The sequence below is a fragment of the Mucilaginibacter aquaedulcis genome, assembly GCF_030409325.1.
Taxonomy (GTDB): domain Bacteria; phylum Bacteroidota; class Bacteroidia; order Sphingobacteriales; family Sphingobacteriaceae; genus Mucilaginibacter; species Mucilaginibacter aquaedulcis.
Genome location: NZ_JAUFPR010000002.1, coordinates 1,018,688 through 1,031,191 on the forward strand (window position 1 = coordinate 1,018,688; position 12,504 = coordinate 1,031,191).

The window sequence follows — 12,504 nt, forward strand, 5'->3', positions numbered from 1 at the left end:
TTATTATCAAATCTTTTTTAGATTTGGTAACTCGAAGTCATTTAACCCCTTGTATTAGTGAAGTTATTGGAAGATCAAAGTGAAAGATATGCTGCCCGTCTGAAAAACGACGATCAGGGCGCGTTTCATGAGATTTATTGTATCTACAGTAAAAGGCTATACAACTTTGTTTACAGTTTTCTTAAAAATAAAGAACTAAGCGAGGAGGTTGTTCAGGAAACCTTTTTAAATCTGTGGGTAAACAGGGCTAAACTCAATGAGGCATACCCGGTAGGGCCATTGCTGTTTACTATGGGCAGAAGATTAACTTTAAATGCTTTGCGCCAATTTACAACCTCTAAAGCAAGTTTAGAAAAACTTTGGCAATCGATTACATATCTGCACAATGATACTGAGGAAACTATACTGCTAAATAATTTACAGGACTTTGCAGAAACTGCCTACCGAAATCTCCCCAAGCAACAACAACTTGTTTTCAGGCTTAGCCGGGAAGAAGGATTATCTTATGATGAAATTGCTGATAGACTGCAAATATCAAAAAACACAGTAAAAAACCACCTGATTGCCGCCCTCAAAAATTTAAGAACACAGTTTTCACGGTCAGATATTGTTTACCTGTTTCTTATTATACTTTCCATGTTTGCTAAAAGCAAATAATTGCTTTAGATCCTCTTTCTATTGTACAATAATATTTTCAAGATATTTATACCCGCTACCGGTATTAATGAGTAATACTTTTTCTCCGGGTTTTACCCATTGAGATGCTTTTAACTTTTTATAAGCCTGCCACAATGACGCACCCTCTGGAGCTATCAGCATGCCTTCATTACGGGCTATTTCTTTCAAAGCCACACTCATTTCTTCATCGCTGATGGTGATGGCCGTTCCTTTACTTTCGCGTAATACTTTTAGTATAACCTTATCGGCATAAGGTTTAGGTACCCGCAGGCCATTTGCTATGGTAAAACCGCCGTCAGCAAATTCTGATACATATTGCCCTGCATGAAATGCCTTAACAATACCATCGCAGCTTTGCGATTGAACGGCTACCATTCGCGGCCTTTTTGAATCTATCCATTCTAACTGCTCCATCTCATCAAAAGCCTTCCAGATACCTATAAGTCCGGTACCACCACCGGTTGGGTAAAATATCACATCGGGCAGTTGCCAGTTAAATTGTTCGGCTATTTCATAACCCATGGTTTTTTTACCCTCAAGCCTATAAGGCTCCTTCAGGGTTGATACCTGAAACCAGTTATTCAACAAAGCATGCTCGTTGATCAGTTTGCCGCAATCGCTGATATTACCATCAACTTCTACAAGTTCGGCACCATATAAACGGCACTCATCCTTAAATACTTTCGGAGTTTGTTTAGGCATATACACAATAGCTTTCATACCACCACGGGCGGCATATGCGGCCAATGCCCCACCTGCGTTTCCTGCCGTTGGCGTAGCAATGGTTTGTATCCCCAGTTCTTTTGCTTTTGAAACCGCAGCACTTATGCCCCGCGCTTTGAATGATCCGGTTGGGTTTCCTGATTCATCTTTCCAAAACACCTCGTTACCGAGGGTAAACTGCTTCAGATTTCCAACAGGAATTATCGGAGTAAACCCCTCGCCTAAAGTAACAATGTATTTTTCGTCAATAACCGGCAAAAACTCTTTGTACCTCCACATGGTTGCAGGTCTGTTCTGTAAAACAGATTTGCTAACACCTCCCGTTAAATTATATTGGGCAAACAGGGTTGATCTGCAATTTTCATTTATGCAAACCGTGTTGATCACCCTGGCATTATGTATTGTGCCGCACTCCGGGCATTTTAAATTTACTAACAACGACATCTCTGTCAATTCAATATTATTAATCACTGATCGTTATGTTTTAATGCTAATCCGTTCCCTCTAACTCTTAATCCTGCTTTTCTGCAAAAATATCCCCGGCGTTCCACATTGGGCGGTCAGCTTGCTGCGCTACCAGGTAACCGATCAAGAAATTGAGTTGGGCATATTTTTTCCCTGCTTCAAAATCAAATATACCATTAATATCGTCCTGTGGTTTATGATAGTATTTGGCTCTCCAGGGTGCTACAATTTCATTCAGGTTATTTTTTCCATCAGCTGTTTTACTGCCATATTTAATGTGCAGCGCCGGTATTCCCTGCAAAACAAAACTATACTGATCACTGCGGGTAAAACGTGCTTGCTTAGGTTCAGGATCGGGCTCCACTCCTAAATTCAGATGTTCGGCAGCCTGCCCTACCTGATTGGCCAGCGATGAATGCTCGGCACCTAAAGCCGTAATTGACAGCAGCGGTGCAATAATGGTTGGCATATCTGTATTTACATCGGCTACCATACTTTTAACGGGTACCGTCGGATACTTGGCAAAATAGCTTGATCCCAGGTCACCAAGTTCTTCTCCGGTTACCAGCACAAGCAACACCGAACGTTTAGGTTTTACCTTAATATTTTTATATACATTGGCAATAGCCAATAAGCTGGCCACACCAGAAGCGTTATCGTGTGCACCGTTATAGATAGAATCACCTTCTAAAGGTGTGCCAACTCCCAAATGATCTAAATGGGCGCTATGCACTACGTACTCATTTTTCAGTTCCTTGTCGGTACCCGGTATTTTACCAATTACATTGTAACTTGTGATATCCTGATAGGTGGATGAGTATGAAATATTAACTCCAACTTTTAAAGGAAATGAGTTTGTCTGTCCGGCCTTAAGTTTGTCAATAATTGATTGTAATGGTTTATTGGTGCCGATAAGTAATAGATTAAATATTTTATAATTGATAGATGCAAACACACTCAGCTGATCAGAATAATAGGTACGTGACACCGCAATTTTGCCCTGATTGTCAAGCACGCTGTAAACACCTTTACTGATATTATTTAAATGTGCTTTAGAATCTGCAGAACCCATAATTACCCCTACCGCTCCATGTTCGGCAGCAACCTTTAAAATTTGGCCTGTATTCATGGTATGAGCAGCAACAGATGATGAGAATTTTTCAGGAGCACCACGAGTGATCAGTACAATTTTGCCTCTAACATCTAAGCCTGCATAATCATCATAACCCAGTGCTGGTTCGCTGATGCCAAAGCCGGCAAACACCAGCCCTCCGGATATTTTAACTTGAGATACTGACGGATTGGGATAAATAACATAGCTATCATCACGCAAAGTAAGGTTATTTACCTGTCCGCTGCTTAGCGACAGCACCGCATTTTGGGTAAATGCCTTGCGAAATTTTACAGGCTGCAGCCACGTATCATTTTCACCGGCTGGTTTAACATTAAGCGACTTTAAACGACCTACAACGTAATCTACCGCCATTTGATAGCCTTCAGTTCCCGGCGCACGCCCTTTTAGCTTATCATCCGCCAGGTAGGTAATATCGGCCTTTATTTGTTCTGACTTAACCTGAGCTAAAGCCTTTTCAACATCTGCACTTAATTTTATTTGCTGTGCAGATACATTATTCACAAACAAAACTGTGGAAGCGAAGAATAAAAGCCTGCTAATTTTAACCATTACTTATATTATTACTATTAATAGATAACAAACAATAGCTCGCAAGTTATTAACTAAGCCACTTACCGGCAAATTTTTAGCGATAATGTTACCTCTCTTCCCGCTAACCAAAAAGGCCCGAAGCTTATGAAAACCTCAGACCTTTTTATACTTTAAAAATTCAAACCTGATGCTACAGGATGATCATACTATTTTTTCTGGTAGCTACCAAATAACTTTACTAATCTGTCAGGATAGTCAGATATGATACCATCAACTTTCAAAGCTGCCATGGCTTTCATATCAGCCTCGTTATTTACTGTCCACGGCAATACTTTAACATGATTTTCGTGTGCGGTTTTTACCATTGCTTCATCAACGCTTCTATATTCAGGGCTTATAATAGTTGGTGTAAAACCTAATTTTTGAATATTAACATCATAACTCCCTGTTGATGTTAAATAAGCAGTTGTTATTTTAGGCCATTTTTGATGTAATACTTGTAGTGTTCGCGGATCAAATGACTGTATAATAACCCGCTTTTCTATTTTCTTTTCTTTGATAACCTCCATCAATAACTTCACAAATACATCAGGTACCGGGTTAGAAATATTATCCCCTGCCGGACGGCTTTTTGTTTCTATATTATAGTATACCGGTTTAAGGTGATTTACTTTAACATAATGCTCAACACTATCAATAAGTTCTGATAGTAGCGGCTTATAAGTTTTTACCTGCTTTTGTTCAGGAAACTCTGGGTGTGGCTTTACCCCTTCCTGAAAGGCTCGGATGCTATCATAAGGCATTTTGTATAAAATGTAGTTTTTTTCCTCTGCCTTGGTAATTTCACTTCCATCAGGTTTAAGCATGATAACCGACGACATGGTTTGATCATGAGAAACAACTACTTTTCCATCGGCTGTTATATTACAATCAAGCTCCAGCGTACGTACGCCTACTTTCACGCCATTGAGCATGGAAGGCACACTGTTCTCGGGCATAAGAGCCCTGCCACCACGATGGCCTTCTGTATCAAATTCCTGCGCCCTAAGGCTTAACAGGCTACTGCCACTAATAAGCAGTGTTAGTAAATACTTCATATTTTTCATTCAGTTCAATGATATTAATAAGCTGCCAATATTATCAATTTTTATAACCTATATATGTATAGTGTGTTAAATCAATCCGCATTGAAAACTTAGGATACGTGCCAAATAAAGCGCTGTGAATCTTAATTTTTTTAACAGATATCAATTGTATCCTTAATTGTTAAGATATTTGACAATATACAGTTTCAGAAACGTTTTGATAAACAGCACGATCAGTAATCAGGAAGAAAATCCGGCAAATCATACCTTTATTTTTGAAGGTGTTTCTTTTGAAAACATCAATGAAACACTCCTTATCCGATACACGGCTCCCGGTATTTCATTTGATAACGGAGCGTATCAGGACATTACTCCGGTAACTTTAAGTATTGACCAGGGTACTTTTACTCATCAACATCACACTTTTAACTTTCCAAATGTTACCGTTGTCCAAAACACGCAACAAGTATTGATATTATGCGATTGCTATGCCTTACCTGGAAAATTATGTGAGCACCAGGTACAAGTATTAACAGCTATTATAAAAAGGGATGAGTTAAATATATTCTTTAATTCAAGGCAGCGATTGGAGAAACTAAAAAGAGCGGCATTTGACTACGGACTCGAAAATGAGCCTGATCTGGATAGTTTTTTCAATGTTGAATACCGGGATAAAAGAATTAATATAACGCCCGCGCTCCCATCACTCATACCGGTTACCAAAGAAAGCCTCGGCGCCTTAAAACATCTTGCACTCCCTGCAGAAATGATCATTGGTAATAAGCCTGCTGATGATGCTGATCAATTTACCTGTATCGTTTTAAAACAGCACAAATATTATAATTACCTGTACATAGAACTTTACAGCGCACAAAAAACAAAGGAAGGCAAAATTAAGAATCCGCTGACACAGGTGAATCCCTTAGATTATATCTGGGATACCGAAGACCATCAGCAGTTAAAGTTTTATACCGCTGTAAACAAATTTCAAAACCATTTAAACAGTAAAACATCTGCTACAGATATAAGTGCTTTACGGGCTATTGTTAAAAATCCTTTTGGGTTTGATTTTTATTATCACAACAGCGACGCGTCAGAAAAGATAACAGCATCTTCACTTGTGCCCATAAAGGTTTCTACAATGCCTCATGATATTAAACTGGCGGTAAACACCCAAAACCAATTCTATGAACTCTCAGGCCAATTAAAGCTTGATGGAAAGGCGCATGCTTTAAAAGATCTCGCAATCAAATTCACCTATTTTATTTTAGTTGATGATACGCTTTACCTTATTGATAGTCTGCAAACTTTGGGAATTATTGAGCTTTTAAAGAAAAGACCAGATAATCTACTCATCCATCAATCTAAATATAAGGACCTTAAAACACACCTACTGTCAGGATTGGAGGATAAGGTAACCATTGCCTACCAGCACATTAAACCTGCAACAGCTGTTCAATTAAAGCAACAAGGATTTAATGCTGAAACCGAAAAGATCATTTACCTTTCCGATTTTGGCAGTCATGTTATGATCATCCCCGTTATGCGTTACGGTGAAGCCGAAATACCAGTGCGTACCAAAAGAAATATTTTTGGTGTGGATGATAAAGGCAATGAATTCATCGTAAAACGTAATGATGAGGCAGAGCTTGATTTTACCACTCTGCTTATCAAACAGCACCCTTATTTTACAGAACAACTGGAAAATGATCTGCATTATTTTTATCTGCACAAAAGGCATTTTTTAAACGAAGAGTGGTTTTTGAATGTATTTGAAGAGTGGGCTAAGCAGGGAATTACAGTATTAGGCTTTAACGAGTTAGAAGGTAACAAGCTCAACCCTGATAAAATTAATATAACTATTCGGGTACTTAGTGGCATAAACTGGTTCAATACTGATATTAATATACGTTTCGGCAAAAAGAAAGCTACCTTAAAACAGGTTCATAAAGCGGTACGTAATAAAAACAAATACGTTCAGTTAGATGATGGCACACTTGGTATTTTACCTTTAGAGTGGATTGAAAAGTTTACCAAATATTTTAATTCGGGTGAGATTTTAGATGCCGAAACCCTGCGCATCTCCAAAACAAATTATTTAACGGTTGAAGAATTATTTGACCAGGATGTACTTGCAAATGAAGTAAAACTCGAATTAAAAACCTACAGGGAAAAACTGGCCAATTTTGATCAGATAAAAGAAGTGAAAGTCCCTGCTGGCTTAATGACCTCGTTGCGCCCCTATCAGCAACAGGGCCTTAACTGGCTTAATTTTTTAGATGACTTTAACTTTGGCGGATGTCTTGCTGATGATATGGGTTTGGGCAAAACCATACAGATCATCGCTTTTATTCTTTCGCAAAGAGGTAAGGCAAAGCATAATACCAATATACTGATTGTACCTACATCGCTTATTTTTAACTGGCAGCAGGAGGTATTAAAATTTGCACCCTCGATAAAGATCCATACCATCTACGGGACCGACCGCATTAAAAACACAGAAGGTTTTGATCAGTATGAAATAATACTTACATCGTACGGCACCCTGCTTGCCGATATTGGCTTTTTAAAAACCTTTGAGTTTAACTACGTTTTTCTGGATGAGTCACAGTATATTAAAAATCCCGATTCGCAACGTTATAAAGCCGTAAGGTTGCTCCAATCACGCAATAAGATAGCCATAACTGGTACTCCAATAGAAAATAACACTTTTGACCTTTACGGCCAACTTTCATTCGCTTGCCCGGGCCTGTTGGGTACCAAGCAATATTTTAAAGATATTTATGCGGTACCTATTGATAAATTTAAAGTTTACAAACGCGCCAATGAGTTGCAAAACAAAATACGCCCGTTCATTTTACGTAGAACCAAACAGCAAGTAGCAACCGAACTACCCGAGCGAACAGAAATGGTACTGTATTGCGAAATGCAGGAACAGCAACGAAAAATTTATGATGCTTATGAAAAGGAATTCAGGGAGTTTATATCCGCCACTGATGGTGATATATTGAAAAAAAGCCCGATGAATGTGCTGAAAGGGTTAACTAAACTTAGGCAGATTTGCGATTCACCTTTATTGCTAAATGGTGAAAAACCACCCGGTGATGAATCGGCCAAGATTGATACCCTGATAGAGCAGATTGAAGGTAAATCGCCGCATCATAAAATACTGGTATTCTCCCAGTTTGTCTCTATGCTTGACCTGATCAAAAAGCAGTTGATGGCCCGGAATATTAGTTTTAGCTGGCTAACCGGAAGTACCAGAAACAGGGAAGCCGTAGTAAACCAGTTTCAAAGCGATCCGGAGATCCGCGTGTTTCTGATCAGCATGAAGGCAGGCGGCACCGGACTGAATTTAACAGAGGCCGATTACGTTTACCTTGTTGACCCATGGTGGAACCCTTCTGTGGAAAATCAGGCCATTGACCGTTCGCATCGAATTGGGCAGGATAAAAAAGTAGTAGCTGTAAGATTAATAAGCCCAGACACTATTGAAGAAAAAATAATGCAAATGCAGGATTCAAAAAAACTGCTGGCAGACGGCCTGATCAAAACAGATACTTCTTTCTTGTCATCATTGTCAAAAGACGATCTGTTAAGTTTATTGAGTTAAAGCAAGAATTACTTATCCTGATAAAAATCAGAATTCATATCAACTGTAAAAGAGGCTCTCAATTTACAGTTGCGTTAACAAGCAATGATAAACTGATACCATGTTAAGCTGTAAATGTAAAGCTGCCCGCAGCCAGGCAGCTTTACTGTAATTTATATTTACAACAACACTTCGCATTGATAACCACTATTATTGAGGAGTTTAATAATGTTTTGTACCGGAATATCCTCGGCTTCTACACGTAAAATTCGATCACAATCTTCCAGGTCAAAATTGATATTACTATTAGGTACATGCTGCCGAAGCTTGCGGATAAATGCGCGCAGCGTGGCTAATTTCCATAACATCGGTTTTAAACACTTCAACCATTTTAGTGATCATTGTTGTTGCTGAATATTTTTGTTTGATCATCATTTGTTTTGTTATAATATGGTGATACATTGCTTATAAATAGAAGCTAAGTTGATTTAAAACCGGTAGCTGATACCGGTTGAAACCGCAATACCTGTTTTTTGTAATTCGGCCATAGGAACCCTGTCGTTCAAACTATTGAAGGGCACCCAATTTACTTTTTGATCTTTGGAATACAGATCTAATTTTTGAGTGAAGTTGTAACCTGCACTAACCTCTACTGAAAAGTTTTTGGCAAGCATGTAGTTATAGAACAGGGTGGTTCTAAATTGCTGAGCCTGGAAATACGCTGAATTCATTTTTTTCGATAACCGGTACGATCCCCCGCCTATACCAAAATCGGCATTGATACCCATCGAGCTTTTTTCTGATAATTTATATTTGAGTTTTTCAGAAACCGGTATAATACCCGAAAGGCTCCACTTATCATTAATATTCCAATCGATACCAAATACAGGGATGAGCACCGAACCAAAAAATTGTTTGGAGTAAGCGGCTCCTACTGAATAAGAAAATTTATCTGACGATCTAATCCTTAACATGGCCACTCCTGAATAAGTCATATCCTCACCCGAAACATCTTTCAGATCAGAAGAAAGGGTAGGCACAAACGAAACCAGTAAGGCATATTTAGGTGATAATGCTTTTTGAAAGGTAATGGGTACAGAAAATGAATGAAAATTATTTCCACCAAATTCTGAGCCTATGCCTGAAAGAAACAGGCCGCTATACCCCACTCCTGCAAGCAAAAAATCAACTTTTCCGTTTTGCATTTTGCTGTATAGGGGTAAGGTTAGTGTACCGTTAACTTGCTGTATATTTATATCCTTACCACCAATTTTAAATGGCGAATAGGTATAATTAGTTTCAAACGATCCTAAATTGGGTACCGGAGTTATTGGTGCTGATACGCTTTGTTCAACAGGTGTATTTTGTTGTGCCTGTGCAGATAGTTTAATCAGACCAAAAATTACAATGAGTAACGACAATATTTTTGTTTTCATGAGTGCTTTGTGGTGTTTTTTTTATTAATGTTTGTTGCCAAACCAAACACTGAGTGGATCCTCCTCAATGCATAGTCGTAGCTTTTATTCTTGTTAATTTCCATTGAAACACGTTAGTAAAGGTTTACCCTTACTCGCTTATGAAAATTATTTATGCATATGGTCAGGCTAAACCCAACATACCCTTAGCAATATTTGAAATTATTATTGGAGATGACATTACTATGATAAGTTGCCGTAAAAACAAAAATGGCCTGCTCTCTACAAGGCAAGCCATTAAAACCGTATATGTCTACTTAGAAACCTGAATATCAATCCTTATCAACTAACTTATTCAAATCTTCATTATATCTTGGGCCAGTGTTAGGATATTTAGCTAACAGATCCTCTATTGCTTTTGCATCTGATGAACTTAGTTCCATATCAACAGCTTTTGCATTTTGCTCCAGGTATTTTCTTTTTTTGGTTCCTGGAATTGGTATAATATGCTCGCCCTGTGCCAAAACCCAGGCAAGCGCCAGCTGAGCCGCAGTTCCATTTTTACCCGCAGCAATTTCTGCAAATCCCTGCGTCAACTTGGTATTGTTATCCTGATATTCTTGCTGGTAACGGGGTAATGCCTTACGGAAATCATTATCGGCCAGTGTGCTTACATCTAATGTATTGGTCATTAGCCCCCTTGCCAACGGACTAAAGGGTACAAAGGAAATACCTAACTCTTTAGTAAGTGGCAATATCATTTCTTCCACATCGCGTGTTAAAACAGAATATTCACTTTGCAAAGCACTAATTGGATGAACAGCATGTGCCTTTCTGATAGATGTTGCCGAAGCTTCTGACAAACCTAAATAACGTATTTTACCCTCTGTAACCAGTTGGGCCATTGCACCTACAGTTTCCTCAATAGGTACGTTTGGATCAACGCGGTGTGCATAATACAGGTCAATTACATCAACGCCTAAACGTTTTAAGCTTTTTTCTACAGCAATTTTCATATATGCCGGTGATGCATCAAATTGAATACCCTTTTCACCTGGGTTAGATTTAAAGCCAAACTTAGTAGCAATAAATATTTTATCCCGATGAGCTTTTAGCATTGGGGCTAAAAATTCCTCATTTACACCATTTCCATAAATATCCGCCGTATCCCAAAAATTGATACCCAAATCAATGGCCAGCTCTAAGGCAGCAATTGATTCTTTATCATCCGGAGTTCCGTATGCAGAACTCATGGTCATGCAGCCTAATCCTACTGCAGATAGTTTTTCTTCTGTATTTCCTAATAATCTGTATTTCATTGCATTTTGTATTAATATCTATTTATAAGATATATTGAAAATCAATTACGATCATTCAGTTTTAAATTTCTGACGCAACCACCAAACTCAATTGCTCAAACGCGGCTTCGTTTCTTTTGTAATAGGTCCACTGGCCTTTGCGGATAGAAGTTACCAGACCCGCCCTTTGCATAACAGATAAATTTTCAGATATAGTGGATTGAGTCATTCCACTTTTTTTTTGAATTTGACCGACACACACACCTGTAGAAAAAGGTTCCTGTTGTTCAGGAAAGTAAGCTTCGGGTGTTTTTAACCAGGTTAGTATCTGTAATCTGGTTGGGTTTGATAATGCCTTAAAAACGGCTAAATGATTCATAGCACAAATTTATATCGTTTTTTCCCGATATATCAATTAATTATTTTTCATTACACTTTGTTGACACCTACCTTCTTCCAGATTTCAAAATTCAATAAAAAGCGGAACATGTAACCAGCTTTAAGCTGGCTTATTGATCTTTTTAACATATAATTCATCAACCAGGATCATTACTATGGCCAGTAACGGAACTGCAAGTATAACTCCCAATACTCCTGATAACGTACCCATTAATACCTGGGCCAAAATAGTTAGTGCAGGCGGTAGATCTATCATTCTTTTCTGGATAAGCGGAGTTACTATATAGCTTACAATAGTTTGGGTAACCACATAGATCAGGGCTACAATAATGGCGGTATTGGTACTGATAGTAAGTGCCAGCAATACCCCAGGAACCATGGCAGCGGCCGAACCAAAGTTAGGTATCAATTTAAGCAATCCTGTAAGCAGCGCCAGTACGAGTGCCACAGGAATACTCATTATACCCAAGCCAATGCCTAATAAAATAAATACCAGCACCATGGATAGCATCATACCCTTAAGCCAGCCCTTAAGCGCATAACTAATACGATCAATTACACAATGCCCCAATTCTTTCTTATCTTCGGGAATCAGCTTTATAATACCATCCTTGTACAAATTAGGACTTGTGGTGAAAAAAATAGCCAGGAACAGGATAATATACAGATCGCCCAGTACACCGAAGCTGGTACTGAAAAACTGTTTGGCTGTAGCAAACATCTGATCAGAATTATCATCAGAAAGGTAAGACAGAACTTTATTGCCCAACGTTGTTTCTGATAATTTATGCTTGGCAGTATTTACCGTTTGGGGTAACGAATCGCTAAGTACTGCTATTTGCTTTGATATTTTAGCTCCCATAAACCAAAACAGCAATGCCAGTATAATGAACGAACCACCAACCGAAATGATCATACAGATACGACGTTTCCATTTTGTTTTACGTTCAATCATATCGCCCAAGCCATGAAAATAAACCGAGATTAAGATGCCGGCCAATACCATCAGCAACACGTTAAAAGCAACGCGTGCAATTAAAATTACAACAACCAATAGGGCTACTATAGCCACGGTGTGCCATACCTTTTGAATATAGGTCAGTTCTTTTTCTGTAGGAGTTTCGCTTTCGGCTGTGGGTTTACGATTTGTTGGCATATGAAATAGTTACGTTCACATACAGTA

Annotated in this window: 10 protein-coding genes; 2 read left to right on the forward strand and 8 right to left on the reverse strand. The window is 38.7% G+C overall.

What is annotated here, in order from left to right; all coding sequences use genetic code 11:
- Positions 1-57: 57 nt before the first annotated feature.
- Entirely contained in the window at positions 58-657 is a 600-nt protein-coding gene (locus QWZ01_RS08755; protein WP_290322925.1) for an RNA polymerase sigma factor, read from the forward strand.
- An 18-nt stretch (positions 658-675) separates the two neighbouring features.
- Here the strand turns inward: QWZ01_RS08755 and QWZ01_RS08760 are convergent, their stop codons facing one another.
- The 3 genes from QWZ01_RS08760 to QWZ01_RS08770 form a co-directional block, all read right to left on the reverse strand.
- Positions 676-1,845 (reverse strand): threonine synthase, encoded by a 1,170-nt coding sequence (locus tag QWZ01_RS08760; protein ID WP_290322926.1) that lies wholly within the window; start codon positions 1,843-1,845, stop codon positions 676-678.
- A gap of 67 nt (positions 1,846-1,912) precedes the next feature.
- Positions 1,913-3,550: a M28 family peptidase gene (locus QWZ01_RS08765; protein ID WP_290322927.1), complete on the reverse strand. Its 1,638-nt coding sequence runs from the start codon at positions 3,548-3,550 to the stop codon at positions 1,913-1,915.
- Positions 3,551-3,738: 188 nt separating this feature from the next.
- A complete protein-coding gene (locus QWZ01_RS08770) occupies positions 3,739-4,629 on the reverse strand; it encodes a glycerophosphodiester phosphodiesterase family protein (protein WP_290322928.1) in 891 nt (296 codons plus the stop codon).
- Between the two features lie 178 nt (positions 4,630-4,807).
- On the opposite strand from QWZ01_RS08770, the gene QWZ01_RS08775 reads away from it, so the two are divergent.
- A complete protein-coding gene (locus QWZ01_RS08775) occupies positions 4,808-8,230 on the forward strand; it encodes a DEAD/DEAH box helicase (protein ID WP_290322929.1) in 3,423 nt (1,140 codons plus the stop codon).
- A 158-nt stretch (positions 8,231-8,388) separates the two neighbouring features.
- Here the strand turns inward: QWZ01_RS08775 and QWZ01_RS08780 are convergent, their stop codons facing one another.
- The 5 genes from QWZ01_RS08780 to QWZ01_RS08800 form a co-directional block, all read right to left on the reverse strand.
- Positions 8,389-8,577: a hypothetical protein gene (locus QWZ01_RS08780; protein ID WP_290322930.1), complete on the reverse strand. Its 189-nt coding sequence runs from the start codon at positions 8,575-8,577 to the stop codon at positions 8,389-8,391.
- 120 nt (positions 8,578-8,697) lie between these two features.
- Positions 8,698-9,645 (reverse strand): DUF6268 family outer membrane beta-barrel protein, encoded by a 948-nt coding sequence (locus tag QWZ01_RS08785; protein ID WP_290322932.1) that lies wholly within the window; start codon positions 9,643-9,645, stop codon positions 8,698-8,700.
- 311 nt (positions 9,646-9,956) lie between these two features.
- The gene (locus tag QWZ01_RS08790) at positions 9,957-10,943 is read right to left on the reverse strand and encodes an aldo/keto reductase (RefSeq protein ID WP_290322933.1); all 987 of its coding nucleotides are present in this window, start codon (positions 10,941-10,943) and stop codon (positions 9,957-9,959) included.
- Between the two features lie 61 nt (positions 10,944-11,004).
- On the reverse strand, positions 11,005-11,301 hold the full coding sequence (locus QWZ01_RS08795) for an ArsR/SmtB family transcription factor (protein WP_290322934.1): 297 nt from the start codon (positions 11,299-11,301) through the stop codon (positions 11,005-11,007).
- Positions 11,302-11,421: 120 nt separating this feature from the next.
- Positions 11,422-12,477: an AI-2E family transporter gene (locus QWZ01_RS08800; RefSeq protein WP_290322935.1), complete on the reverse strand. Its 1,056-nt coding sequence runs from the start codon at positions 12,475-12,477 to the stop codon at positions 11,422-11,424.
- Positions 12,478-12,504: the final 27 nt, after the last annotated feature.

Coding starts and splice junctions, on each gene's coding strand:
- QWZ01_RS08780 (WP_290322930.1), bottom strand. CDS start 8,577: ATGTTATGGAAATTAGCCACGCTGCGCGCATTTATCCGCAAGCTTCGG.
- QWZ01_RS08760 (WP_290322926.1), bottom strand. CDS start 1,845: ATGTCGTTGTTAGTAAATTTAAAATGCCCGGAGTGCGGCACAATACAT.
- QWZ01_RS08765 (WP_290322927.1), bottom strand. CDS start 3,550: ATGGTTAAAATTAGCAGGCTTTTATTCTTCGCTTCCACAGTTTTGTTT.
- QWZ01_RS08795 (WP_290322934.1), bottom strand. CDS start 11,301: ATGAATCATTTAGCCGTTTTTAAGGCATTATCAAACCCAACCAGATTA.
- QWZ01_RS08800 (WP_290322935.1), bottom strand. CDS start 12,477: ATGCCAACAAATCGTAAACCCACAGCCGAAAGCGAAACTCCTACAGAA.
- QWZ01_RS08790 (WP_290322933.1), bottom strand. CDS start 10,943: ATGAAATACAGATTATTAGGAAATACAGAAGAAAAACTATCTGCAGTA.
- QWZ01_RS08785 (WP_290322932.1), bottom strand. CDS start 9,645: ATGAAAACAAAAATATTGTCGTTACTCATTGTAATTTTTGGTCTGATT.
- QWZ01_RS08770 (WP_290322928.1), bottom strand. CDS start 4,629: ATGAAGTATTTACTAACACTGCTTATTAGTGGCAGTAGCCTGTTAAGC.